At 45.8% G+C, this 25,939-nt stretch carries 27 protein-coding genes and 7 tRNA genes; 27 read left to right on the plus strand and 7 right to left on the minus strand.

Going from position 1 to position 25,939, the window contains the following annotated elements; genetic code table 11:
- Together L9Q40_RS09935 and tkt are read right to left on the minus strand one after the other, a co-directional pair.
- On the minus strand, positions 1-469 hold a 469-nt coding region (locus tag L9Q40_RS09935; RefSeq protein ID WP_498793167.1), incomplete at its 3' end, for a glyceraldehyde 3-phosphate dehydrogenase NAD-binding domain-containing protein.
- A gap of 141 nt (positions 470-610) precedes the next feature.
- The gene (gene tkt, locus L9Q40_RS09940; RefSeq protein WP_498793168.1) at positions 611-2,605 is read right to left on the minus strand and encodes a transketolase; all 1,995 of its coding nucleotides are present in this window, start codon (positions 2,603-2,605) and stop codon (positions 611-613) included.
- Here tkt and L9Q40_RS09945 point away from each other — a divergent pair.
- The 9 genes from L9Q40_RS09945 (at position 2,604) to ruvX (ending at position 9,977) form a co-directional block, all read left to right on the plus strand.
- Positions 2,604-2,834, plus strand: a complete 231-nt coding sequence (locus tag L9Q40_RS09945) for a hypothetical protein (protein WP_014233022.1) — start codon at positions 2,604-2,606, stop codon at positions 2,832-2,834. The two genes, tkt and L9Q40_RS09945, sit on opposite strands and share 2 nt — an antisense overlap.
- 87 nt (positions 2,835-2,921) lie before the next feature.
- A complete protein-coding gene (gene metK / locus L9Q40_RS09950) occupies positions 2,922-4,076 on the plus strand; it encodes a methionine adenosyltransferase (RefSeq protein WP_014233023.1) in 1,155 nt (384 codons plus the stop codon).
- Between the two features lie 475 nt (positions 4,077-4,551).
- On the plus strand, positions 4,552-5,349 hold the full coding sequence (locus L9Q40_RS09955; RefSeq protein WP_498793169.1) for a DUF2189 domain-containing protein: 798 nt from the start codon (positions 4,552-4,554) through the stop codon (positions 5,347-5,349).
- A gap of 65 nt (positions 5,350-5,414) precedes the next feature.
- Positions 5,415-5,912, plus strand: a complete 498-nt coding sequence (locus L9Q40_RS09960) for a SprT family zinc-dependent metalloprotease (RefSeq protein ID WP_065300220.1) — start codon at positions 5,415-5,417, stop codon at positions 5,910-5,912.
- Positions 5,913-6,035: 123 nt separating this feature from the next.
- Positions 6,036-6,731 (plus strand): deoxyribonuclease I, encoded by a 696-nt coding sequence (gene endA, locus L9Q40_RS09965; RefSeq protein WP_065297391.1) that lies wholly within the window; start codon positions 6,036-6,038, stop codon positions 6,729-6,731.
- 139 nt (positions 6,732-6,870) lie between these two features.
- Positions 6,871-7,602 (plus strand): 16S rRNA (uracil(1498)-N(3))-methyltransferase, encoded by a 732-nt coding sequence (gene rsmE, locus L9Q40_RS09970; protein ID WP_118119390.1) that lies wholly within the window; start codon positions 6,871-6,873, stop codon positions 7,600-7,602.
- Positions 7,603-7,616: 14 nt separating this feature from the next.
- Positions 7,617-8,567, plus strand: coding sequence for a glutathione synthase (gene gshB, locus L9Q40_RS09975; protein ID WP_014233028.1), 951 nt, complete (start codon positions 7,617-7,619; stop codon positions 8,565-8,567).
- A gap of 379 nt (positions 8,568-8,946) precedes the next feature.
- Positions 8,947-9,510 (plus strand): YqgE/AlgH family protein, encoded by a 564-nt coding sequence (locus L9Q40_RS09980; protein ID WP_014233029.1) that lies wholly within the window; start codon positions 8,947-8,949, stop codon positions 9,508-9,510.
- A 41-nt stretch (positions 9,511-9,551) separates the two neighbouring features.
- A complete protein-coding gene (gene ruvX, locus L9Q40_RS09985; protein WP_014233030.1) occupies positions 9,552-9,977 on the plus strand; it encodes a Holliday junction resolvase RuvX in 426 nt (141 codons plus the stop codon).
- Between the two features lie 65 nt (positions 9,978-10,042).
- On the opposite strand, the gene L9Q40_RS09990 is transcribed toward ruvX, so the two are convergent.
- Entirely contained in the window at positions 10,043-11,149 is a 1,107-nt protein-coding gene (locus tag L9Q40_RS09990; protein ID WP_014233031.1) for a PilT/PilU family type 4a pilus ATPase, read from the minus strand.
- Between the two features lie 30 nt (positions 11,150-11,179).
- Positions 11,180-12,220 carry a type IV pilus twitching motility protein PilT gene (locus L9Q40_RS09995; protein WP_498793170.1) on the minus strand — a complete coding sequence of 347 codons (1,041 nt, stop codon included), beginning with the start codon at positions 12,218-12,220 and terminating at the stop codon, positions 11,180-11,182.
- Between the two features lie 28 nt (positions 12,221-12,248).
- On the opposite strand from L9Q40_RS09995, the gene L9Q40_RS10000 reads away from it, so the two are divergent.
- The 7 genes from L9Q40_RS10000 to hemW all read left to right on the plus strand — a co-directional run bounded on the left by L9Q40_RS10000 (position 12,249) and on the right by hemW (position 17,238).
- Positions 12,249-12,962 (plus strand): YggS family pyridoxal phosphate-dependent enzyme, encoded by a 714-nt coding sequence (locus tag L9Q40_RS10000; protein WP_498793171.1) that lies wholly within the window; start codon positions 12,249-12,251, stop codon positions 12,960-12,962.
- A 122-nt stretch (positions 12,963-13,084) separates the two neighbouring features.
- Positions 13,085-13,903, plus strand: a complete 819-nt coding sequence (proC, locus tag L9Q40_RS10005; protein ID WP_498793172.1) for a pyrroline-5-carboxylate reductase — start codon at positions 13,085-13,087, stop codon at positions 13,901-13,903.
- A gap of 52 nt (positions 13,904-13,955) precedes the next feature.
- Positions 13,956-14,513, plus strand: coding sequence for a YggT family protein (locus L9Q40_RS10010; protein WP_014233035.1), 558 nt, complete (start codon positions 13,956-13,958; stop codon positions 14,511-14,513).
- Entirely contained in the window at positions 14,513-14,803 is a 291-nt protein-coding gene (yggU, locus tag L9Q40_RS10015; RefSeq protein WP_014233036.1) for a DUF167 family protein YggU, read from the plus strand. Before L9Q40_RS10010 ends, yggU begins: the two co-directional genes overlap by 1 nt.
- A 74-nt stretch (positions 14,804-14,877) precedes the next feature.
- A complete protein-coding gene (locus L9Q40_RS10020; protein ID WP_020334002.1) occupies positions 14,878-15,309 on the plus strand; it encodes a DUF4426 domain-containing protein in 432 nt (143 codons plus the stop codon).
- Positions 15,310-15,442: 133 nt separating this feature from the next.
- Complete coding sequence (locus tag L9Q40_RS10025) at positions 15,443-16,045, plus strand: XTP/dITP diphosphatase (RefSeq protein WP_498793173.1); 603 nt, start codon at positions 15,443-15,445, stop codon at positions 16,043-16,045.
- Between the two features lie 17 nt (positions 16,046-16,062).
- On the plus strand, positions 16,063-17,238 hold the full coding sequence (hemW, locus tag L9Q40_RS10030; protein ID WP_498793177.1) for a radical SAM family heme chaperone HemW: 1,176 nt from the start codon (positions 16,063-16,065) through the stop codon (positions 17,236-17,238).
- 79 nt (positions 17,239-17,317) lie between these two features.
- On the opposite strand, the gene glsB is transcribed toward hemW, so the two are convergent.
- From glsB to trmB, 3 genes are all read right to left on the minus strand, one after another.
- Entirely contained in the window at positions 17,318-18,238 is a 921-nt protein-coding gene (gene glsB / locus L9Q40_RS10035; RefSeq protein ID WP_372377340.1) for a glutaminase B, read from the minus strand.
- Positions 18,239-18,326: 88 nt separating this feature from the next.
- The gene (locus L9Q40_RS10040) at positions 18,327-19,355 is read right to left on the minus strand and encodes a TRM11 family SAM-dependent methyltransferase (protein WP_498793178.1); all 1,029 of its coding nucleotides are present in this window, start codon (positions 19,353-19,355) and stop codon (positions 18,327-18,329) included.
- 11 nt (positions 19,356-19,366) lie between these two features.
- Positions 19,367-20,086 (minus strand): tRNA (guanosine(46)-N7)-methyltransferase TrmB, encoded by a 720-nt coding sequence (gene trmB / locus L9Q40_RS10045; protein WP_014233041.1) that lies wholly within the window; start codon positions 20,084-20,086, stop codon positions 19,367-19,369.
- A gap of 203 nt (positions 20,087-20,289) precedes the next feature.
- On the opposite strand from trmB, the gene mutY reads away from it, so the two are divergent.
- From mutY to L9Q40_RS10100, 11 genes are all read left to right on the plus strand, one after another.
- On the plus strand, positions 20,290-21,366 hold the full coding sequence (gene mutY / locus L9Q40_RS10050; RefSeq protein ID WP_498793174.1) for an A/G-specific adenine glycosylase: 1,077 nt from the start codon (positions 20,290-20,292) through the stop codon (positions 21,364-21,366).
- A gap of 19 nt (positions 21,367-21,385) precedes the next feature.
- Entirely contained in the window at positions 21,386-21,658 is a 273-nt protein-coding gene (locus L9Q40_RS10055) for an oxidative damage protection protein (RefSeq protein WP_014233043.1), read from the plus strand.
- Between the two features lie 92 nt (positions 21,659-21,750).
- Complete coding sequence (gene mltC, locus L9Q40_RS10060) at positions 21,751-22,893, plus strand: membrane-bound lytic murein transglycosylase MltC (RefSeq protein ID WP_498793175.1); 1,143 nt, start codon at positions 21,751-21,753, stop codon at positions 22,891-22,893.
- A gap of 100 nt (positions 22,894-22,993) precedes the next feature.
- Positions 22,994-23,069 (plus strand) — tRNA-Phe (locus L9Q40_RS10065).
- 54 nt (positions 23,070-23,123) lie between these two features.
- A tRNA-Thr gene (locus L9Q40_RS10070) sits at positions 23,124-23,199 on the plus strand.
- A 7-nt stretch (positions 23,200-23,206) separates the two neighbouring features.
- Positions 23,207-23,282: transfer RNA gene (locus tag L9Q40_RS10075), tRNA-Phe, on the plus strand.
- 72 nt (positions 23,283-23,354) lie between these two features.
- A tRNA-Asn gene (locus L9Q40_RS10080) sits at positions 23,355-23,430 on the plus strand.
- A 69-nt stretch (positions 23,431-23,499) separates the two neighbouring features.
- Positions 23,500-23,575: transfer RNA gene (locus L9Q40_RS10085), tRNA-Thr, on the plus strand.
- 7 nt (positions 23,576-23,582) lie between these two features.
- Positions 23,583-23,658, plus strand: a tRNA-Phe gene (locus L9Q40_RS10090).
- Positions 23,659-23,712: 54 nt separating this feature from the next.
- A tRNA-Asn gene (locus L9Q40_RS10095) sits at positions 23,713-23,788 on the plus strand.
- Positions 23,789-24,054: 266 nt separating this feature from the next.
- Positions 24,055-25,680 carry a methyl-accepting chemotaxis protein gene (locus L9Q40_RS10100; protein ID WP_498793176.1) on the plus strand — a complete coding sequence of 542 codons (1,626 nt, stop codon included), beginning with the start codon at positions 24,055-24,057 and terminating at the stop codon, positions 25,678-25,680.
- The last annotated feature ends 259 nt before the right edge of the window (positions 25,681-25,939 follow it).

Below are 25,939 nucleotides of genomic sequence, written 5' to 3' on the forward strand. Positions count from 1 at the left end.
CATGTTCATCTTTAAGGGTTTCGTGGTTTACACCGTAGATAATGGTGTTATCGATGTCGGCTGCCCCAGGGTGGGAAAACAGTACTTTTTTAGCACCCGCTTCTATATGCGCTAAGCCGTCAGCTTTACAGCCATAGACACCCGTACAATCTAATACGATATCAACTTCGAGGTCACGCCAAGGAAGAAGTTCAATGTCGGCTAGGTGTAAGATACGGATAGCATCATATTCGCCAGCATCTTGATGGCATGAGTTGTGGTGAACGTATAAGTGCTCTTGGTCATGAGAGATCTTTTTGCCAAAACGGCCATGACTGGTGTCATATTGAAGTAAGTGCGCCATCGCTTCAGGCTGAGCCAGCTCATTTACCGCTACAACCTTAATCTGCTGATGTTTGCCGCTTTCGTACACAGCTCGCAGAACATTACGACCTATACGCCCAAATCCATTGATCGCAACCTTTAGCATTTATCCTTCGCCCTACCAATAATTCGTGTCACAGATAGTACCCGATGACAAACAAAAACGCATTAAGTATGTGCCTTTTACCGGCACTATGGGTATAAAAAAGCCGAGCATCGCTGCTCGGCTTTTCATTAACGTATTTAATTACGCTAATAGCTCTTTTGCAGTATTTACTACGTTTTCTGTAGTGAAGCCGAACATCTTGAACAGTTCGCCTGCTGGTGCAGATTCACCGAAGGTAGTCATACCGATGATCTTGCCACCGAAACCTACGTACTTGTACCAGAAGTCTGCAATGCCCGCTTCGATAGCGATACGCGCTGTAACGTCTGATGGCAGAACTGCTTCTCGGTAAGCGGCGTCTTGTTTGTCGAATGCATCTGTTGATGGCATTGAAACAACACGTACTTGCTTGCCTTCTGCAGTTAGTTGCGCTGCTGCTTCAACCGCTAGCTCAACTTCTGAACCTGTTGCGATAAGGATAAGCTCTGGCTTGCCTTCGCAATCTTTCAGGATGTAAGCACCTTTCGCGATGTCTGCAACTTGCTCTGCAGTACGCTCTTGTTGTGCAAGGTTCTGACGAGAGAAGATAAGCGCTGTCGGTGCATCTTTACGCTCGATAGCCAGTTTCCAAGCCACTGCTGATTCAACCTGGTCACATGGACGCCATGTGCTCATGTTCGGAGTCAGACGTAGAGAAGCCATTTGCTCAACTGGTTGGTGAGTTGGGCCATCTTCGCCAAGACCGATAGAATCGTGCGTGTAAACCTGGATGTTCTGAACTTTCATCAGAGCAGCCATACGCATTGCGTTACGCGCGTATTCCATGAACATTAGGAACGTTGCGCCGTAAGGAACGAAACCGCCGTGTAGTGCGATACCGTTCATGATTGCAGTCATACCGAACTCACGCACACCGTAGTGGATGTAGTTACCTGAGAAGTCATTCGCTTCAAGAGACTTAGAGCCAGACCACATAGTCAGGTTAGAAGGTGCTAGGTCAGCAGAGCCGCCCATGAATTCAGGAAGCATTTGACCAAACGCTTCTAGCGCATTTTGCGATGCTTTACGTGACGCAATGTTTGCTGGGTTTGATTGAAGATCAGCAATGATTTGGTTTGCTTTCTCTTCCCACTCTGCAGGTAGCTCGCCATTTAGACGACGCTTCAGCTCAGCTGCTTCTGCTGGGTAAGCCGCAGCGTAAGCATCAAATTTCTCGTTCCAAGCCGCTTCTTTAGCTGCGCCAGCTTCTTTTGCATCCCAATCTGCGTATACGTCTGCTGGGATTTCAAATGGACCGAATTCCCAACCAAGGTACTCGCGTGCTGCTTGAACTTCGTCTTGACCTAGAGGCGCACCATGACAGTCGTGAGAACCAGACTTGTTAGGAGAACCGAAACCGATGATCGTCTTAGTACAGATTAATGTAGGACGAGGGTCTGCTTTAGCCGCTTCAATTGCAGCATTGATTGCTTCAGGATCGTGACCGTCTACTGCAGGGATTACGTGCCAGCCGTACGCTTCAAAACGCTTAGGTGTATCGTCAGAGAACCAACCTTCAACGTGACCATCGATAGAGATGCCGTTGTCATCCCAGAATGCGATCAGTTTGCCAAGGCCTAGTGTGCCCGCCAAAGAACAAGCTTCGTGCGAGATACCTTCCATCAGACAGCCATCACCTAAGAATGCATAAGTGAAGTGGTCAACGATGTCGTGGCCTTCTTTGTTGAACTGTGCAGCAAGTGCTTTTTCAGCCATTGCCATACCAACTGCGTTAGTAATACCTTGACCTAGAGGACCTGTTGTTGTCTCGATACCTGGTGCATAACCATACTCTGGGTGACCCGGAGTTTTTGAATGAAGCTGACGGAAGTTTTTCAGATCGTCGATTGATAGCTCATAACCCGTTAGGTGTAGTAGAGAGTAAATCAACATTGAGCCATGGCCGTTTGAAAGTACAAAACGGTCACGATCAGCCCATTCTGGGTTCGATGGGTTGTGGTTTAGGTGAGAGCGCCAAAGAACTTCAGCGATATCAGCCATACCCATAGGTGCACCTGGGTGACCTGAGTTAGCTTGTTGAACACCATCCATGCTTAGAGCACGGATTGCATTGGCAAGATGTTTACGAGACGACATGTCTGCTCCTGAGTACGTTAAGCGAAACGAAAAAATTGGTCATAATTCTCTCAAAGCCCCTCAGGGTGTGCAAACGATTTCCACCCCAAAACCTCACAAATATTGCATCTGTGAATTTAAATCCCCTGAAACTCCCAAAATAATAAATAACTCACGCAAACGTTTAGTTGTGACAAAAACCAAAAAAGAGCTTGTAATTCGAGCAATCAAACTTAGAATAGCCGTCTAGATGTAGATACACCTGCATATATTAGTATTATTTTGCGCTGGAGCGTTTATCATGCCCCAGTTTTAAACCAGATATAGTGGAGCTAACATGGCTAAGCACCTGTTTACTTCTGAGTCAGTATCAGAAGGTCATCCAGATAAAATTGCAGACCAGATTTCTGATGCGGTTCTTGACGCGATTCTAGAGCAAGATCCAAAGGCTCGTGTTGCATGTGAGACTTACGTTAAAACCGGTATGGTAATGGTGGGTGGTGAAATCACGACTTCAGCATGGGTTGACATTGAAGAGCTAACTCGTGAAACCGTTCGTGAAATCGGCTACGTACACTCAGATATGGGTTTTGATGCGAACTCTTGTGCAGTACTAAACACAATTGGTAAACAGTCACCAGATATCAATCAAGGTGTTGATAAAGCGGATCCAAAAGAGCAAGGCGCCGGTGACCAAGGCATCATGTTCGGTTACGCATGTAACGAAACTGAAGTTTTAATGCCAGCTCCAATTACTTACTCTCACCGTCTTGTTGAAAAACAAGCAGAAGTACGTAAGAACGGTACACTTCCTTGGTTACGTCCAGATGCGAAATCTCAGGTAACGTTCCAATACGACCAAGGTAAGATCGTAGGTATCGATGCTGTTGTTCTATCAACTCAGCACTGTGATTCAATCTCAACTCCTGAACTGCGTGAAGCGGTAATGGAAGAGATTATCAAGCCAGTTCTACCTTCAGAGTGGATCAACAAAGAGACTAACTTCTTCATCAACCCAACTGGCCGTTTCGTAATCGGTGGTCCAATGGGTGACTGTGGTCTGACTGGTCGTAAGATTATCGTAGATACTTACGGCGGTGCGGCTCGTCACGGTGGTGGTGCGTTCTCAGGTAAAGATCCATCAAAAGTTGACCGTAGTGCAGCATACGCAGCGCGTTACGTAGCGAAAAACATCGTTGCAGCTGGTATGGCTGACCGTTGTGAAATCCAACTTTCTTACGCTATCGGTGTGGCGGATCCAACGTCAATCATGGTGGAAACGTTTGGTACTGAGAAAGTATCTCACGACATCATCATTGAAGCAGTACGTCAGTTCTTCGACCTACGTCCATACGGTCTACAAGAAATGCTTAACCTTCTGCAGCCAATCTACAAGAAGACAGCAGCATACGGCCACTTTGGTCGTGAAGAATTCCCATGGGAAGCGACTGATAAAGCAGCACTTCTTCGCGAATTCGCTGGCATCAAGTAATCGAGCTTGCTCTGAATTTCCAAAGCCCTCGCCTTATGGTGGGGGCTTTTTGTTTCCCCCGACTCCCCTCCTTCTCTATCCTCCAGCCCCACCCACTAAGAACAAATTTTAAGCAAATAGTTGTAAATTCCCCCAACTCCGCCAATAGTTAAAATATTGTTAAATTGCGGTTCCGTAACAACGTGGATGTAAGCTAGTGTGACGACAGCAACCTTGGGGAAAACGTTAGCTAAACATCCTTTATGCTTTTAAAACTTATAGGGGTTAGAACCAGTCCAAGTAAGCAAATGGTCAGGAATAGCGTAGTAAAAACGCCTGAAATTAACGCGTAATGTTTTGATAAACAATTATTTTTTAGTCAAACATTGTCGCGGAATTATCGAGTATTTGAACGCGTTAGAATGAACAATTATTTACTCCGACAGGTACAAGTCATTTGACAGACAACTGTGTAGGAATAAGCCAAGGAGGAGTTATGCCTCGAACAGTCAATCCATCCGACTTCCATAGCAAACGAAAGGAAGTCCCTGACAACGAATACGCTAGAACCATTCCGTGCAACACGGTCAATCTTAGCGCGCCTTTCCACTGGCTCGCACTAGGGCTACATGATTTCGTGCGCATGCCGCTCATTAGTGCTTTTTATGGTTTGTGCTTCATGGCTGCGGCTATTGGCATCGTGTTGCTTGTACAATGGCAAGGGACGCACCTTGTCGTGATGCCGAGCTTAATCGTCTACATGCTTATTGGGCCATTTTTAGCCCTAGGATTGTATGACGCCAGTTGGGAACGAGAGCGCGGACACAAAGCTCGCCTGTTCCACTCAATGAAAGCGATAGGTCGTAACTCAAGCTCTCAATGGGCATTTGCGGTTCTGCTTGCGGTTTGTATGATTTTCTGGATGCGAATCGCCGCACTTCTCCATGCATTGTACCCTTCCGTTCAAGGTGCACCGCTGACAGAGTTCTTGCCCTTCTTAGTGATTGGGTCACTCATTGGTTTTGTACTAGCAAGCGTGGTATTCAGCATTTCTGCCTTCTCTATTCCATTAATGATGGAGCGCAGAGTTGATATGATGACGGCGGTATTCACCAGCTTTAATGCGGTCAAATCCAACATTCCAGCAATGATTGTATGGGCCGCAATCATCAGTGGCGGCATCCTAATTGGTTTTGCCACTTACGGTATCGGTATGTTATTTACCATGCCAATTCTCGGCTACGGTACTTGGCACGCCTACCATGCAACGATTAAGAAAAAACACACACCTTAATTCAGTGATGCTATGATCCGGCCCTCGCAACTGCGGGGGCTTTTTATTGAACTTGAGAGGAACGAATGGACATTGAACTAAGCTACAAAGCAAAACAGGTGATGGCGCACTATATCGCATTAGCTGAACATGCTTTTAAGCGTTCATTCCCTATTCCCAGCCTGACCTTTAAAGTCCGAGGTAAAGCAGCAGGAAAAGCGTACCTTCAGCTCAATGAGATTCGCCTTAACCCGGTTTTATTTAAAGAAAACACCCAAGCGTTCTTGCAAGAAGTGATACCGCATGAGGTCGCCCACTTAATCACATATCAGGTTTACGGTCGCGTCCGTCCTCATGGCAAAGAGTGGCAAACCGTAATGGAATCCGTATTTAACGTTCCGGCCAAAACCACACATAGTTTCGCAGTCACTTCCGTTCAAGGCAAAACCTTCGAATACCGTTGTCACTGCACGAAATATCCCCTTTCTATTCGTCGCCACAACAAAGTGCTGCGCAAACAAGCCGTATATTCGTGCCAAAAGTGTCGTCAGCCTCTTAGCTTCACTGGCATTCAGCTTAGCTAGTACTTAAAAAAAACAATAACCAACAAGTTCTATTTTTCTTTTTTAATTATTAACTTGCTTATTACGAAAGCTAATATCCGAGTGATAGAATGGATAAAGTCATACTTTTTAAAGACTTTAACCATGAAATACCTGTTCTCTTTATTCATTCTTGCACTATCCAGTGCAGCCGTGGCCGCGCCACCAAGTTCATTTTCAGCCGCTAAGCGCGAAGCGGTAAAAATCTATCAAGATCATCCCACCAGCTTTTATTGCGGCTGTGATATTCAATGGCAAGGCAAGAAAGGCTTACCTGATCTTTCCTCTTGTGGTTACCAGGTTCGTAAACAAGAAAAGCGTGCTTCGCGCATCGAGTGGGAACACGTCGTTCCAGCTTGGCAATTTGGGCACCAGCTGCAATGCTGGCAAAGCGGTGGTCGTAAAAACTGCTCGCGTAATGACAAAACATTCCGCTCAATGGAAGCCGACCTGCACAACCTGACTCCCGCAATTGGTGAGGTAAATGGTGATCGCTCTAACTACAATTTCAGTCAGTGGAATGGGGTCGATGGCGCTACCTACGGTCGTTGCGAAGTCCAGGTAAACTTCAAGCAACGCAAAGTCATGCCACCCGATCGAGCACGCGGATCCATCGCTCGCACCTATCTTTATATGAGCAAGGAGTACGGTTTCAAACTGTCCAAGCAACAAACTCAGTTAATGAGTGCATGGAACAAAACCTACCCAGCCGATAAATGGGAATGTGAACGTGATAAGCGCATTGCCAAAGTACAGGGCAACCATAATCCATTCGTTCAAGAGGCCTGTCGCGCACTGTAATCCTCACCAATCGCGATGATCGCTAATCTTTCTGTTTGAGGCGTTTCATTTACTCCAATTGAAACGCCTCTTGCCCCTTGTTTTTTCGATGGAAAGCATCCATGTTAGGAACTAAGTTTATTCTCTTGCTGGAAATCTCATGCGTATCCCTCGAATTTATCATCCAGAAACCATTCACCAACTTGGTACACTCGCTTTAAGTGACGACGCCGCTAACCATATTGGTCGCGTACTTCGTATGAAGGAAGGTCAGGAAGTCCTCCTATTTGACGGTAGTGGTGCAGAGTTTCCCGCAGTTATCGCAGAAGTCAGTAAAAAGAATGTTCTCGTAGACATCTCTGAGCGCGTAGAGAACAGCATTGAATCCCCTTTGGATCTTCACCTAGGACAGGTGATTTCACGGGGCGACAAAATGGAATTCACCATTCAAAAGTCGGTAGAACTCGGGGTAAATACCATCACTCCCCTTATTTCTGAACGTTGTGGCGTGAAGCTCGATCAGAAACGATTTGAGAAGAAGCTGGCCCAATGGCAGAAGATTGCTATCAGTGCTTGCGAGCAGTGTGGACGTAACATCGTTCCAGAAATTCGCCCAATCATGAGCTTGGAAGAGTGGAGCAAAGAAGAGTACGATGGACTTAAGCTCAACCTTCACCCCCGTGCCAAATACTCGATCAACACCCTGCCTACACCAGTTGAAAAAGTGCGCCTGCTGATTGGCCCTGAAGGCGGTTTGTCAGCTGAAGAAATCGATATGACGCGCGAGTACCAATTTGAAGAGACGCTTCTCGGTCCGCGTGTACTTCGCACCGAAACCGCGGCTCTTACCGCAATTACAGCTTTACAAGTTCGTTTCGGCGATCTTGGTTAAAACGGAGAAAAATAATGATCAAACTCGGTATTGTAATGGACCCAATTTCGTCCATTAACATCAAGAAAGACTCTAGCTTTGCCATGATGCTTGAAGCGCAACGCCGCGGCTACGAAATCCACTACATGGAAATGAATGATCTTCACCTCGACCAAGGTGTGGCCATTGCCGACACCAAAGTGGTTGAGCTAAAAGAAGATCCAAACGGCTGGTACGAATTCAAATCAGAGCAAACTATCGAGCTATCTGAGTTAGACGCGGTTCTGATGCGTAAAGATCCTCCGTTTGACACTGAATACATCTACGCAACTTACATCCTTGAGCGTGCAGAAGAGCAAGGCACACTGATCGTCAACAAACCTCAAAGTCTGCGTGATTGTAACGAGAAGTTGTTTACGGCCTGGTTCCCGGAATTGACTCCAACCACTATCGTTACGCGTAAAGCTGAAAAGATTAAAGCATTCCGTGAAGAACACGGCGATGTGATCTTAAAGCCTCTTGACGGTATGGGCGGTGCGTCTATTTTCCGCGTAAAAGAGAACGATCCAAACGTATCAGTGATCATCGAAACGCTGACTAACCATGGTCAGAATTACGCGATGGCACAAACATTCGTGCCTGATATCAGCAATGGTGACAAGCGCATTCTCGTGGTTGATGGCGAGCCAATGCCTTACTGTCTGGCACGTATTCCGGCGAAAGGCGAAACGCGCGGTAACCTTGCGGCGGGCGGCACGGGCGAAGCTCGTCCTCTAAGTGAAACAGACATTAAAATTGCCCAAACCGTAGCGCCAACTCTGAAAGAAAAAGGGCTTATTTTTGTGGGTCTTGATGTGATTGGCGATAAGCTGACAGAAATCAACGTAACCAGCCCGACCTGTATTCGTGAAATCGAAGCAGCATTTGATATCTCAATCACGGGCAAACTAATGGATGCCATTGAACGCCGAGTAAAAGGCGAATAAATAGGGTCTGTTTATCTTACGTGGTTAATTTTTGTTCGAGATAAAAACGTTTTAATCGCGGCGAGAGGTTTGTAGCCTAGTCATTCTAAGCAAAATACCTCTCAACAAAGAGTAAAGCGCTTTTAGCCGAACCCTTCGGGCAGCGTTTGTGGATACTTTCTACTGCGTTATCGGCTTATCAGGTAGGCCAACTACATTTCAAAGCCTCTGCCTTGTATAAAGAACCCACAAACAGCTGCAAAAATCAGCACGAAAGGTCAACAGACCCTAAATATATAGTAAAGTTATAGTAGAGAGCCAAATGCAAACTTAAGCAAATTCATGCATATACTGCCAATTTGCTTAAGTGCACTTCTGAGTCCTAAGGATCAGTATGAATATGAACCTCACAAACCATTTTTTAGTTGCCATGCCTGGAATGAAAGATCCCTATTTCCAGAATAGCGTGATCTACGTCTGCGAGCACAACGAAGAAGGCGCAATGGGGTTGATAATCAATGCGCCAGTCGATATCACGGTGGGTAACATGCTTAAGCAAGTCAAAGTACAACCTGTACACCCGCGTTTGTTCGAAGCAAGCCTTGACCGGCCTGTATATAACGGCGGCCCGATCTCAGAAGATCGTGGCTTTATTCTGCATAAACCAAAAGATTACTATGAATCCAGTATTCAGATGACCGACGAGCTTGCAGTGACAACCTCGCGAGACATTCTGACTGTGTTGGGGACCGAAGCAGAGCCAAGCGACTATTTAGTTGCATTGGGTTACGCAGGCTGGAGCGCAGGGCAGCTGGAAAATGAGTTAGTTGAAAACTCCTGGCTGACCATTGAAGCTACGCCAGAAATCATCTTTGATACCCCAATTACAGACCGTTGGAAAAAAGCAGTAGAAAAACTGGGGATCGATCCGAGTCAGCTTTCTTCTGATGCAGGACATGCCTGATAAAGCAGACTGTTCCCCTAGATTGAGATTAGAGACACCTTATGTCACGTACAATTATGGCTTTTGATTTTGGAACCAAAAGCATCGGCAGCGCGATTGGCCAGGAAATTACCGGTACCGCCTCTCCGCTCAAGGCTTTTAAAGCCAATGATGGCATTCCAAACTGGGACGACATCGAAAAACAGATCAAAGAATGGCAACCGGATTTATTGGTTGTGGGTTTACCAACAGACCTACACGGTAAAGACTTGGAAACCATTACTCCACGCGCGAAGAAGTTTGCTAATCGTCTACAAGGTCGTTATGGCTTACCCGTCGAGCTGCACGATGAACGTTTGTCCACGGCAGAAGCTCGTGCAGACCTATTCGAAATGGGAGGCTATAAAGCGCTGTCGAAAGGAAATATCGACTGTCAATCCGCGGTTGTCATTCTAGAAAGCTGGTTTGAAAACCTTTGGAATGAGTAAATTTGTCTGAAAAAGAAAAGGTTGGCTTGTGCCAACCTTTTTTATTGTCTGAGATATGGGAAATTCTAGTCCATATCAATCTTAACGTTCGCCAAGCTTCCTGTTGCCAGAGGCTCACCGCGTTGAGTTTTCAGCATGAGACGCAGGTCATTTGCCGAATCAGCACTGTGCAGTGCATCTTCTTCACTGATTTTCCCTTGCATCACTAACTTGTAGAGCGACTGGTCAAAGGTCAGCATACCAAACTCATTTGAACGAGCCATGGTCGACTTAAGTTCATGCAGATCGCCACGACGGATTAAATCCGAAACACGCGGGCTGTTCAGCAGGATCTCAAATACACCATGACGTCCCTGCCCACTTTTATCGCGGATCAACTGCTGACCAACCACGCCTTTTAAGTTCATAGACAGATCAAACAAGAACTGCTCTTTTTGATCTTTAGGTACTAAATGCAGAATCCGCTCTAATGCCTGGTTGGCATTGTTAGCATGGAGAGTCGCCATACACAAATGCCCGGTTTCAGCAAAGGTCATCGCATACTCCATGGTCTCTCTACTGCGGATTTCGCCGATCAAAATCATATCCGGAGCCTGTCGCAGGGAGTTTTTCAGTGCCACTTCGTAGCTTTCTGTGTCTAAACCGACTTCACGCTGGGTTACGATACAACGCTGGTGTTCATGAACAAATTCGATCGGATCTTCTACCGTCAGGATATGCCCGGTCTTATTACTGTTTCGGTAGCCTGTCATCGCCGCCATTGTGGTCGACTTACCAGAGCCAGTCGCACCAACCACCAGCACCAGACCTCGCTTGGCGATCGCTAAATCTTGCAACACCAGAGGCAGTTTGAGCTGCTCAAAGGTAGGGATGTCGGTCTCAATACGGCGAATAACCGCGCCCGGCAATTCTCTCTGGAAAAAGGCACTGACACGGAATCGACCACAGTCTCTGACGATAGCAAAGTTAGACTCTCGACTTTTTCGAAACTCCTGACGACGCTCAGGATCCATTGCATTATCCAGCAACTGCGCCACATCATTTTCTGTCAGCTTGTCACCTTGCGGACGTAACTCGCCGTCGACACGAAACAAAATCGGCGCACCGACCGTGATATAAAGATCCGACGCTTGCAGCGCCAGCATACCTTCAAGAAATTTATTCAGATCCATTTTCCGTATTCACCATTAACTGTATGAGTGTTACGAGAACTGCTGTACATCAAGCCCGACTTTGCTGTCGGCCTCTTCGTGAGAAACAATACCTTGCGCCAATAGCTGACGAGCATTTTGCTCCATAGTCTGCATGCCGTGTGCCGCACCAGTTTGAATTATCGAGTACATCTGTGCGACTTTATCTTCACGAATCAAGTTACGGATTGCTGGTGTCGCCATCATGATTTCGTGGCAGGCGACTCGGCCACCACCATTGCGCTTAAGTAACTTCTGGGCAATGACTGAACTCAACGATTCTGACAACATTGAACGCACCATGTCTTTGTCGCTACCCGGGAATACATCGATAATACGGTCGATGGTTTTTGCGGCTGAGCTGGTGTGTAGCGTTCCAAAAACCAAATGACCGGTTTCTGCGGCGGTCAATGCAAGACTGATGGTTTCTTTATCACGCATCTCACCAACCAAGATGACATCCGGGTCTTCACGCAACGCACTGCGTAAGGCGTTTTGGAAGCTATGAGTGTCACGGTGGACTTCACGCTGGTTGATCAAACATTTGTTGTTGGTATGAACAAATTCAATTGGATCTTCAATTGTGAGAATGTGCTTATTGTGATTACGATTGATGTAGTCGACAATGGCAGCTAGAGTCGTCGATTTACCAGAGCCGGTTGGTCCGGTTACCAGAACTAAGCCTTTTTGCCCACTGGCAATCTTGCTGAAGATTTCTGGAGCTTCGAGTTGCTCAAGCGTTGGTATGCTGCTTGGAATGGTACGAAATACAGCCGCGCAGCCGCGGGACTGGTTAAATGCGTTGACACGAAAGCGACCAACGTTCTGTAGTTCAAAAGAAAAATCGACTTCGAGTTTTTCTTCAAATTCACTGCGTTGAGCGTCATTCATGATTTCGAATACCAAGCGATGAACCTCTTGGTGTGTAAACGCTGGAATCCCGAGCTTTCTCACATCGCCATCAATTCTGACCATAGGTGGTACACCTGCAGAAAGATGTAGATCTGAGGCATTATGTTTTACACTAAAATCCAGTAACTCAGTGATATCCATTTAAAATCCTTAAGTCTAAAGTACAGCTATGAGTAGTATTCAACAAAATATTGAACATATCACCTCTCAAATTCGCAACGACGAGCAAAAATGCGGTCGTGCTCCGGAGTCAGTGCAACTTCTAGCGGTAAGTAAAACCAAACCCGTTGAAGCCATTCTTGAAGCTTACCAAGCTGGTCAAACCGCATTTGGTGAAAACTATGTGCAAGAGGGCGTGGATAAAGTTCAGCACTTTGCACTGCATTATCCAGATAATTGCATAGAATGGCACTTCATAGGCCCAATTCAGTCCAATAAATCACGCCTTGTCGCTGAACATTTCGATTGGGTTCACACCATCGACCGCGCAAAGATCGCGCAACGTCTTAATGATCAACGCCCTAGCGAATTAGAACCCTTACAGGTACTGATTCAAGTGAACACCAGTGGCGAAGACTCAAAGTCTGGCGTAACCGATGCAGAAATATTCGAACTGGCTGAGTTGATTTCTCGCCTTCCTAACCTCACCTTAAGAGGATTGATGTCTATTCCTGCTAACGTATCGGACTATGATGCACAACTTCATGAGTTCCAGAAACTGGCGGCATTGAAGCAAGCGCTTATGCAGCAGTATCCGGACATCGACACATTGTCCATGGGGATGAGTGGCGACATGGAGGCGGCGATAGAAGCCGGTAGTACTATGGTTCGTATCGGAACAGCGATTTTTGGCGCACGTGACTATAACTCAAAAAGTGAATAGCCATTACCAGTAAGCGAAAAAAGCTCAATCTTCGCATCACAAAGTTAAGCGGTAAGACTTAATTGTCACTATGCACACCTGTGCATTATAAATAGTAAAGTATCACAATGGAAATCAGACAAATGGAACATAAAAAGATTGCCTTCATCGGTGCAGGTAACATGGTGCGAGCCATCATTTCTGGCTTAGTCTCAAATGGTTACCCGGCACAAAATATTGTGGCAACAGCACCTTCAGAAACACGCCGCTTGCCACTCGAGCAAGATTTTGGCATCCGTACGACCAGCGATAACATCCTCGCTGCATCAGAAGCGGATGTAGTGGTGTTGTCTGTGAAACCACAAATGATGGCGGAAGTATGTAAACCACTGCAATCTGTCGATTTCAGTAACAAGTTAGTGATTTCTATCGCTGCTGGCATTAATTGTTCACGTTTAGATGAGATGCTAGCGACCAAATTGAACTTGGTTCGTGTGATGCCAAATACGCCTTCCCAACTCGGTTTAGGCATGAGTGGTCTTTTCGCTCCAAAACACGTTACTGAGCAAGATAAAGACTTTGCCGCTCAATTAATGGAAGCGGTAGGTAAAGTGTGTTGGGTAGAACAAGAGTCTGGCATCAACAACGTGATTGCTGCTGCCGGTAGCGCGCCGGCTTACTTCTTCTTGTTTATGGAAGCAATGCAAGCAGAAGCAATAGCACAAGGCTTTGATAAAGACACAGCTCGTCTGCTGGTTCAGCAAGCTGCATTAGGTGCTGCAAGCATGGTTGTGGCTAATCCAGAGACTGAGCTATCCACATTCCGTGAAAATGTCACCTCTAAAGGCGGCACAACAGCGGAAGCACTACGCACATTCAACGAACATCAACTTTCTGATATCGTAGCAAAAGCAATGCAGGCAGCGGTTGCTCGTGCGGAAGAAATGGAAAAACTATTTTAATTATCTGGATGCTTACAGAGAAAAGCCATCCACCACTTGTTAAGGGTACCTTATGAATTCAATGAGTTTTCTCATCTCAACCCTATTTGACCTGTATATCATGGTCGTTATATTGCGTATTTGGTTGCAAGCTGCGCGCGCAGACTTCTATAACCCTTTCTCGCAATTTATCGTTAAAGCTACTCAACCTGTGATTGGCCCTCTGCGTCGTTTTATTCCGTCTGTAGGTAATATCGACCTGGCTACTGTTCTCTTTGCGTATCTATTGTGTGTACTTAAGTTCGTTGCATTGATCCTAATCGCATCTAGCGGTTCTGTGTCTTTCAGTATCGAGTTCCTATTCCTGGGCTTACTGTCTCTGATTAAAGCTGCTGGCGGCTTGTTATTCTGGGTATTGCTGATTCGTGCAATCCTAAGCTGGGTTAGCCAAGGCCGCAGCCCTATCGAATATGTATTCCACCAGCTGACAGAACCAATGTGCGCGCCAATCCGTCGCATTCTTCCTGCATTCGGTGGTCTGGATCTTAGCGTCCTGGTTCTGTTTATTGGTCTACAATTCGCCAACTTCCTGATGGGCGATATTATCGGCCCTATCTGGTTCCAACTGTAGTGTCAGCCGCAGTTTGGCGCGATGGCGAGGACATTGTCCTAAGACTCTATATTCAACCCAAAGCAAGCCGCGATAAAATCGTCGGCTTGCATGGCGAAGAGTTAAAAATCGCCATTACTGCGCCGCCTGTCGATGGTAAAGCCAATGCGCATCTCACCAAGTTCTTGGCTAAGCAGTTTAAAGTCGCTAAAGGTTTGGTTCACATAGAAAAAGGCGAACTGGGACGACACAAACAAATTCGGATAGAATCGCCTACCCAGATACCTACTGACATAGAAGCCATCTTATGATGGCTTTTTATTTAACCTTCGAACCGGTTATTTAAATTAAACTTAAATGGAAGTGTCTCCTTGAGGATTTCACAATGAACAAATGGATTACCGCGTTACTGATCAGCCTATTGTCTTTCCCAACTTTCGCTGAACAGTTCAAAAACATGAAAGACATCGAAGTGCATTACGTAGCGTTTAACTCTACCTTTTTGACGCCTAAAATAGCGCGAAGCTATGACATCAAACGTAATGGCTATCTTGCGATCATCAATATTAGTGTGCTGGACAGAGCCTCACTCGGAAAACCGGCGTTAGAAGCACAAGTTGCTGGGCAAGCTAAGAACCTGATTGGTCAAACTCAGCAGTTAACCTTCCGAGAAGTCAAAGAAGGTGACGCCATTTACTACCTAGCGGAACTGCCAGTCACACATGAAGAAACTTTTACCTTCGATATTGATGTAAAATCGGGAAATAAAGGCTCAGGAAAGCTTCAATTTACCCAGAAGTTTTATGTTGAAGAGTGATATGTCGAAAAGTAATTAGATCATGATGATCTAAAAGCTTTTGGACACCTGCAGACCAAAAGCCATATAAAGTTAGAAATAAAACGATAAGGAGAAGGACATGTTCTCCTTATCACAATGAAAAGAGAACCCCATGAAAAAGATTGTGTTAGCAACCGGCAACCAAGGCAAAGTACGTGAGATGGCTGATTTGCTATCCGATTTCGGATTCGAAGTATTAGCACAAAGCGAATTCAACGTTTCTGAAGTTGCAGAAACAGGCACCACGTTTATTGAAAACGCGATCATCAAAGCCCGCCACGCAGCACAAGAAACAGGTCTACCGGCAATCGCTGATGATTCTGGTTTAGAAGTCGACTACCTTAACGGTGCACCTGGCATCTACTCTGCGCGTTACGCGGGAGAAGGCGCGACAGATCAAGAGAACTTAGAAAAGCTGTTAAAAGCAATGGAAGGTGTACCAGAGGCGGAGCGCACCGCACGTTTCCACTGCGTATTGGTTCTGATGCGTCATAAAGACGATCCAACGCCTATCGTTTGTCATGGCAAATGGGAAGGCCGTATCCTGACAGAAGCACACGGTGAGAATGGCTTTGGCTATGACCCTGTCTTTTTTGTACCAGAGGATGACTGCGCATCAGCGGAGCTAGAACCTGCGCGTAAAAAGCAGCTATCACACCGTGGTAAAGCGCTTAAGTCTCTGTTTGCTCATCTGTCTGAACAAGCTGCTCAGTAAGGTAAACGAGTTTGACCATATTAACGCCCCCAGCACTCAGTCTCTATGTCCACATCCCATGGTGTGTACAAAAGTGCCCATACTGTGATTTCAACTCGCATGAGCTCAAGGCAGAGATCCCAGAAGAGCAATACATCAACGCCCTGCTGGAAGATCTGGATACCGACATTGAGAAGTATCGCTTGAACGATGCGCCGCGTCCTCTGCACTCGATCTTTATCGGAGGCGGTACGCCTAGCCTGATTTCAGCACAAGGGATTGAGTGCCTGTTAAAAGGCATTGAAAAACGCATTCCATTCAAAACTGACATCGAAATTACGATGGAAGCTAACCCGGGCACAATTGAAGCAGAACGTTTTGGCGGCTACCGAAAAGCAGGGGTGACGCGTATTTCCATTGGTGTGCAAAGTTTTGAGCAAGAGAAGTTAGAGCGTCTTGGTCGGATTCATGGCAAAGATGAGGCCGTCAATGCGGCTAACCTTGCTCACCAAATTGGCTTAAACAGCTTTAACCTCGACTTGATGCACGGCTTGCCTGATCAAAGTATCGAACAGGCTCTGGCCGACCTGGACAAAGCGATTGAGCTAGATCCGCCACACCTGTCTTGGTATCAGCTCACCATAGAACCAAACACCATGTTCTACTACAAGCCGCCGACGCTACCTGACGACGATGACTTATGGGACATCTTCGAGCTAGGACATAAAAAGCTGGCGGCTGCTGGGTACGTACAATACGAGATTTCTGGTTACAGTAAGCCGGGCTTCCAATGCCAGCACAACCTCAATTACTGGCGCTTTGGGGATTACCTCGGCATTGGTTGTGGCTCACACGGTAAGCTGAGTTTTGCTGATGGACGTATCATTCGTACCACGAAAGTAAAACACCCTCGTGGGTATCTGGCTGCATACCAAAATATGGTTAAGCCATACCTGCATACTGAACAATTCGTCGAAGATGAAGACCGTCCGTTTGAGTTCTTTATGAACCGTTTCCGCTTAATGGAAGCGTGTCCGAAACAAGACTTTATCGACACTACAGGGTTACCGCTAAGTAGCATTCAAGACACCATCAACTGGGCGTTAGAGCTGGGGTATTTGAGTGAGACAGAATCATACTGGCAAATCACTGAAAAAGGTAAGCTTTTCCTGAACGACTTGCTCGAAGCGTTTATGGCAGAAGAAGACGAATAAGCGTATCTGATATCAAGCTATAAAAAATGCCTCTCTATGTGAGAGGCATTTTTATTTATTCTGATAAAAATGGCCAGCTCTAGAAAATGGAACGACCGATTCGCTCAGAAAGCAATTCCAAAGCTTTAGTGCCAGCTAAAGAGTTACCAGCAGGGTCGAGCTCCGGAGACCAGACTGCAATGGTCATATCCCCCGGTACGACGGCAATAATGCCGCCACCCACGCCAGATTTGCCCGGCATACCGACTCGGTAGGCAAACTCACCTGCACCGTCATAAAGCCCGCACGTTGCGAGCAGCGCATTCAACTGCTTAGTCTGAGTTGGTGAGACAATCGGCTTACCGGTATGCACAGACGTACCTTTGTTGGCTAAATAGCTAAAGGTTTTCGCCAAATCAACACAGCTCATCTTCAATGCGCAGGCGTGGAAATAGTTTTGCAGCACTGGAATAACTTCATTCTCGAAGTTACCAAATGAGCGCATCAGATAAGCGATCGCAGCGTTGCGGTCACCATGCATCATTTCAGAAGCGGCCACCACTTTGTCATACACAATGTGGGTATCGCCGGAAAGCTGACGAACAAATTCAAGCAAGCGCTGACGCGGTGCAGACAAACGGCTTTGCAGCAGATCGGCAACCACTATCGCTCCAGCGTTGATGAACGGGTTACGTGGAATGCCCTGCTCCATCTCTAACTGGATTAAAGAGTTAAAGGCCTGGCCAGAAGGCTCTTTACCTACCCTTGCCCATATTTCTTCTTGTTTATATAAGCACATTGCCAGCGTCAGGCTCAGGGCTTTAGAAATAGACTGGATAGAAAAAGGCTCGTCGGCGTCTCCCGCCTTAATCACTTCGCCGTTATTGGTGTATACCGCAATACCTAACTTGTTGCTGGGCACTTTTGCCAGAGCTGGAATGTAGTCTGCTACTTTTCCCTGACCGATCAAAGGACGAACTTCGGTCAGAATATCTGTCAAAATTTCCACTGTAGGTTTCATTGTTCACCTTATTATCACTGATTTAATTCAGAGGTAAAAAAAGCCAACAGTGTGTTGGCTTTTCAAGTATTTGTTATCGAACAATCAATTATGGTTTCACTGCCACAATAATGTTGCGGTTGATAGATTGATCCACGCGGTGAAGATAACCGATATAAGGGTCTTCTGAAAGCACCTTCCACCCCTGTTCTTCAAATAATGCCGCGACATCTTTCCATTTCAGTGTGAACTCGTTAAAAGACAACACCACAGAGCCTTGCTTTTTCAGTACCACTTTCCATGCAGGCAGAGCTTCTTTTAATAGCTCTAACGGGCTGCGGTTCAGTTTGCTGTCTTTGGCATTTTTACTGCCGTGCTGCACGCCGTAAGGCAAGTCAGACACCATGACATCCACCGAGCTCTTCTTCACAACTTGGTCTGCGATACGAGTATCCGCCGAGTACAGCTTCATCGTCTGAAGGTTACCTTGGTTGTAATCTTCTTTTGTTGCTGCAGCTTCAACCACGAAACCATCGGCCACTTTCTTACCACCAGAAGTGCGCTTTTCTTTGCTCACTTTATGCTTAAAGCGACCGTTCTTCATAAACTTAACGACGAAGGTTTGGATCTCTTGAACCCATTTCTGGTTGATCTCAACACCCACCACGTTCAAGCCATGGATCAAACCTTCAAATAGTGTTGTACCCTTACCACACATCGGATCCATTAACGTCAGTTGCGCGCTATCTGTGTTAGCGGCACTCACGCCAAGGTTTACCATCAAACGCGTAAACTGTTCGTTTGTTTTTCCGGTATAACGCAGGATCTGACTCATGCTCTCAGGGAAAGTGTTGAACGCAGGCGCCTGAATTGGACGTAGCAAACCATCTTCACGCACTTCAAACAGCGCGTAGTAGATAGATGATGCGGCAATCTTGCGTGACTGCTCGTCGTTGAGCGCTTTTGCACACGAGAACACCAATGCTGCAGGTAAGCCGACATCTTTACTGCCAATTTCAGTCACTTCAACACCTTCAGAAGCCAGCATTGCTTTTAGCTCTGAACATGCGATGGTCATTGCGCTATCAAAATAAATACGGTTATGACCCGGATTCGCTAATATCGCATAGTGGTACATCACCTGGCTCCTTAAGCAGTACGCTTGAATTTGATGTCCCACACACCGTGACCAAGACGGTGGCCGCGAGCTTCAAACTTAGTCAATGGGCGCTCTTCAGGGCGAGGAACAAAGTCACCTTCTTCAGCAATATTTTCAAAGCCTGGTGCCTGGTTCATGATTTCAATCATGTGCTCAGCGTAGTTTTCCCAGTCCGTTGCCATATGGAAGATACCCTCATTAGGGATAAGCTTCTGACGAACCATTTCAGCAAACTCTAGCTGTACGATACGACGCTTGTGGTGACGTTTTTTGTGCCATGGGTCAGGGAAGAATAGTTGTAGAGTCGCCAAGCTATCATTTGGGATCATGTGCTCAAACACTTCAACCGCATCGTGACACATTACGCGCAGGTTAGTCAGACCCGCTTCACGTGCATCAGCAAGACAAGCGCCAACACCTGGGCTATGTACTTCAATACCGATGAAGTTTTTCTCAGGTGCGTTCTTTGCCATTTCAACCAGTGAAGCGCCCATACCAAAACCGATCTCAAGTACAACCGGGTTGTCGTTACCAAAGACTTCTTTCCAATCAAGAAGTTCTGCTTTGTAATCGATACCCATCGTTGGCCAGCACTCATTCATCGCACTCTCTTGGCCCTTAGTTAGGCGGCCTTCGCGACGAACGAAACTGCGGATTTTACGGATCAGTTTGCCGTCTTCGTTGTATTCGTTAGTGGTTACTTCACTCATTGATTTTGCCTGCACATTGATTAATCAAAGCGGGGATTATCCAAAGAATTTACTCGGGTGCAAGTTTTTGTTGAGCTCTCGGTCTATCATGACTCAAAAGCTATGATGATCCCTGTAATATCCCCACACTTTATCCGTTGTACTTATCACCCAATATGTGGTGCAATTTTGCCCCTAACCAATAATAGAATACAGAGCAAGTCGTGACCCCTTTCGCCAGTGCCATTTTAGAATGGTATGACGCATATGGAAGAAAAGATCTTCCGTGGCAACAGAACAAAACCGCATACAGTGTCTGGTTGTCTGAAATCATGCTTCAGCAAACACAGGTCACTACGGTGATTCCTTATTACCAACGCTTTTTAGAGCGATTTCCGACCGTGGTCGATCTTGCTAATGCAGAGCAAGATGAAGTGCTGCACCTTTGGACGGGTCTAGGTTATTACGCCCGAGCACGCAACCTTCATAAAGCAGCAAAAGAGGTGGCCCAAACATATAACGGTGAATTCCCTCTAGATATCGAACAAATGAATGCACTGCCAGGAATTGGCCGCTCAACTGCGGCGGCTGTACTGTCATCCGTACATAAACAGCCTCATGCGATCCTCGATGGTAACGTGAAGCGAACACTTTCTCGATGCTTTGCCGTTGATGGATGGCCAGGTCAGAAGAAAGTGGAAAACAAGTTGTGGGAAATTGCCGAGGCACATACCCCACAAACAGATGTCGACAAATATAACCAAGCCATGATGGACATAGGGGCAATGGTCTGCACACGCAGCAAACCCAAATGCACACTATGTCCTGTTGCTGATCTTTGTGTAGCGAAAAAACAAGGTAATATCCTCGACTACCCTGGTAAAAAGCCCAAGAAAGACAAACCGGTGAAGCAAACCCGCTTTGTGATGCTGCATCATAAAAATGCAAATGGGCACGAAGTATGGCTGGAACAAAGACCTCAAACTGGAATTTGGGGCGGGCTATTCTGCTTTCCACAAACCGAACATGTTGATGTCGAAAGCGATATTGATTTGCTGTTGGAACAACGCGGCATTCAAGCTAATGACATTAAAGAACAGCAAACGCTGATCACTTTCCGCCATACCTTTAGTCATTACCATCTCGATATCACACCAATTTTGATTGACCTGTCAAAGCAACCTGATGTGATAATGGAAGGTAACAAAGGTCTTTGGTATAACTTATCTAAACCTGAAGAAGTAGGCTTAGCCGCGCCAGTTAAACTATTGCTGGAAACGCTACCCCACGAACTTCGTTAATTGAATGCAAGGAGTCATTATGAGCCGCACTGTGTTTTGTGCTCGACTAAAGAAAGAAGGCGAAGGTCTAGACTTTCAACTTTACCCAGGTGAGCTAGGTAAACGTATTTTTGATAATATCTCTAAAGAAGCTTGGGCTGAATGGCAACACAAACAAACCATGTTGATCAACGAAAAGAAGCTTAACATGATGGATCCAGAGCATCGTAAACTGATCGAAACTGAAATGGTGAACTTCCTGTTCGAAGGCAAAGACGTTCACATCGATGGTTACACGCCACCTAGCGAATAACTTGTTCAAATAAAATAAGTTTATTCAGAAACAATGACATCACGTAGCACCTTGTGGTGTCATTGCCACACCATCCCATCAAATAATTAGCCATGAAAAAAATTGTCTTTATCGTTGCAGCCCTTCTATTAACGGCAGGCTGTAGTCGCGAGGTCGTCGAAAAGTTTTATGATGTCGAGTACGAGCCAACCAATCGCTTCGCCAATAACTTAGCCGAGTTACCAGGACAATTTGAGAAAGACACCGCAGCTCTCGATTCGTTGATCAATAGCTTCTCCGGTAATATCCAAAAAAAATGGGGAAAACGAGAAGTTAAGCTCGCAGGTAAAAGCAATTACGTAAAATATATCGATAACTACCTAAGTAGAGCTGAAGTTGATTTCCAAAAAGGCGTGATCACTATAGAAACCGTTTCGCCAACCGAACCACAAAAGCACCTCAAAAACGCCATCATCACAACACTACTCACTCCTGATGACCCAGCGAATGTCGATCTGTTTTCTTCAAAAGATATCAAACTTGAAGGTCAGCCTTTTCTCTACAAACAAGTCGTCGACCAAGATAAGAAACCGATTCAGTGGTCATGGCGAGCTAACCGCTTTGCCGATTACCTGATTAACCACGAAATAAAAACCAAAGACGTCGACTTCAAAAAAGCGTACTACGTAGAAATTCCCATGGTGGAAGATCACTTCATCCAACGCAGCTATCAATATGCGAACATCGTGCGCCGAGCTGCAGAGAAATACGACATCCCCGAAGATCTAATTTACGCCATTATCAAAACAGAAAGCAGTTTTAATCCATATGCCGTCAGTTGGGCGAATGCCTATGGCTTGATGCAAGTCGTACCAAAAACAGCAGGCAGAGACGTTTTCGCGCTGGTAAAAAATCGCTCGGGCCAACCAAGTCCAGAGTATTTGTTTAACCCAGAAAACAATATTGATACCGGAACCGCTTACTTCTATATCTTGAAGAATCGTTATTTAAAAGAGGTCAGTCACCCTACCTCGCTCGAATACAGCATGATATCCGCGTACAACGGCGGTACTGGTGGCGTTCTCAATACCTTTAACCGCAGTGACCGAAAACGTGCGATGCGGGATCTGAATTCTCTGCAACCTAACCAGGTTTATTGGGCACTAACTAAAAAACATCCCAATGCAGAAGCACGACGCTACCTAGAAAAAGTTACAAATTTCAAAAAGGAATTTAACTCTGTGCAAACTTTCTAGCACGAGTTGAACAAAAAGCGTTCGAACAACCACTTTTTTGAAATTATTTAAAAAAAGTGGTTGACGGAAAGCAGGAAAATCCGTTTAATAGCGCTCCGTTGCCCGGATAGCTCAGTCGGTAGAGCAGAGGATTGAAAATCCTCGTGTCGGTGGTTCGATTCCGCCTCCGGGCACCACAGTTTATTAATTGTTGGTGTTTAGCACGGACAATAGTTAAAAGAATAAAGTGTGCCGACTTAGCTCAGTAGGTAGAGCAACTGACTTGTAATCAGTAGGTCACCAGTTCGATTCCGGTAGTCGGCACCATTCTTTTGCCTCGATAGCTCAGTCGGTAGAGCAGAGGATTGAAAATCCTCGTGTCGGTGGTTCGATTCCGCCTCGAGGCACCATTATTTGGTGCACTTGCTTAATCTAATTTGATTTGCAAGACACAAACAACTTTTTGTTGTTAAAAGAATAATTCCTCCTTAGCTCAGTTGGTAGAGCGACGGACTGTTAATCCGCAGGTCGCTGGTTCGAGCCCAGCAGGAGGAGCCAATTTCTAGAGTTTCATTTAGTTGGAATTCTAAAAAAGAAGAGTCCACTCTTCTAAAAAGAATAAAGTGTGCCGACTTAGCTCAGTAGGTAGAGCAACTGACTTGTAATCAGTAGGTCACCAGTTCGATTCCGGTAGTCGGCACCATTCTTTTGCCTCGATAGCTCAGTCGGTAGAGCAGAGGATTGAAAATCCTCGTGTCGGTGGTTCGATTCCGCCTCGAGGCACCATTATTTGGTGCACTTGCTTAATTTAATTGATTAGCAAGACACAAACAGAATAGTTCCTCCTTAGCTCAGTTGGTAGAGCGACGGACTGTTAATCCGCAGGTCGCTGGTTCGAGCCCAGCAGGAGGAGCCACTTTCAAGAAGCCGCATCACATGATGCGGCTTTTTTTTATCTATACATTCTCCCCTACCCAATCACGACTTTCACTCATAGCCCCGCCCCCACATATAAAGCTCACTTCTTGAAAAACTTATTTCACGATAAAAATTTAATCTCCATCATAGTTTAAACAAGCACTTGTAGGCGCTCATTTCCTTCTTCAATAAGATGCCTTGTCTATTCAATTTCTAAAATAAGCCATGCTTTGCATAGCAACTAAAAAATTTGTGAGCCCAAATATGAAACTAAAAACTCAAGCCTATTTACTGTCTGCGATTATATTGCTGGCGTTGCTCGCATTAACCGCTACTGGTTTATGGACTCTGAGAGTTGCAAGTAACCTTGATAACAAAGCTCGAGTGACAGAACTGTTCAAGAGCGCATATAGCATTCTGACCGAAGTAGAAGCAATGGCTGCAAGTGGTGAACTTCCGGAAGATGAAGCAAAAGCACTGGCGACTCGCCTGCTTCGCAACAATATCTATAAAGACAATGAATACGTTTATGTTGCCGATGAGAACATGGTATTTGTCGCTGCGCCTCTCGATCCACAACTGCATGGCACCAGCTTCCATGACTTCAAAGACAGCAATAACAATAGCGTTGGCCAATTAATATTAGATATTTTGGATAACAAAACAGGCCAAATTGTCGAATATACATGGAGCCAAACACAAACCGACGGAAGCATTGAAGAGAAGCATTCAATAGCAGAAAAAACGCCTCACTGGGGATGGGTTGTTGGTACTGGTATTGGATTTAACGAGGTAAATGCACGATTTTGGGCTACTGCACAATGGCAACTCATTCTATGCCTCTTCATCGCAGGTGCTATTCTTACCAGCCTAATCATCGCTATCCGCAAGATGCTGAACGTATTAGGAGGAGAGCCTCATGACGTACGCCAAGCCGTTCAGGCAGTCTCTCAGGGCAATATACAGACAAGTTTCGATACGGTAGCCCCAAAAGATAGTATTTACGATGCTGTGCAAAACATGAGTCAGTCTCTGGCCACAATGGTAACGAATCTCGATAGTTCTATGCTCGCTCTGCGCTCAGAGTTATCCGCAGTTGAATCTCGCTCTGGAACCATTGCTGATTTGACCCTATCACAACAGGAATCAACCGCTATGATTGCGACAGCGATGACAGAAATGGCGTCATCAGCTAATCAAGTCGCAACGTCAGCAAATGATACCGCGCGAAATACGGATGAAGCAGACAAACAAAGCCAACAAACTCAATCACTAATCTGCAGTACAGTGGATAATATCCAGGGACTTGCAAATCAATTAAATACAGCCAGTCTGGCGGTAGCTAATTTAGATCAGGATGTAAACAACATCGTCAAGGTTTTAGACGTCATTGGTGATATCGCAGAGCAAACTAACTTACTGGCGCTAAACGCAGCCATTGAAGCCGCTCGCGCGGGTGAGCAAGGCAGAGGGTTTGCTGTTGTGGCCGATGAAGTTCGCAAACTTGCTGGCCGCACTCAAGATAGTACAAAAGAGATCCAGAACATGATCTCAAACCTCCAGCAAGGTTCTCGCCATGCTATCCAAACAATGGAGATTTGCGCCGAGACCAGTCAAAGCACAGTCACACAGTCCCAAAGTGCTTCTGAAGCTCTACAACAGATAGTGACAGCATTAGAAGCCATTACGACAATGAGCCAACAAATCGCAACGGCCGCTGCGGAGCAAACCCATGTCAGCGACGATATTGCACACCGCATAAACCTGATTGAAGAAAGCGGTTATCAGCTAAATTCAGTGGTCACAGAGAGTCAATCAAGCACTCAAAGCCTGGCTTCTTTAGCGAATGATCTGGAAGGATGGGTCAATAAGTTCTCTGTAAAGCACTAGCTTAGAGCCAATTTACTAACTTAAAGCACGTTTTCAAACGTGCTTTATTATTTTTGGCTTACTAATCAGGCAAACAAACTCATCGTTTAATTCCCAAGAACGCTTAAAGCAAGGTGTATCACCATTTAAAACGCATAAAAACAGCCCACTCCGAGCACAATTTCATCAAACGATATTTTATTTGAATTTTATTGTTGACCTAAGAAGCGAAAAACCGTTTAATACACCTCGTCGCCCGGATAGCTCAGTCGGTAGAGCA

Source organism: Allocatenococcus thiocycli (assembly GCF_921292965.1).
GTDB lineage: Bacteria > Pseudomonadota > Gammaproteobacteria > Enterobacterales > Vibrionaceae > Vibrio > Vibrio natriegens.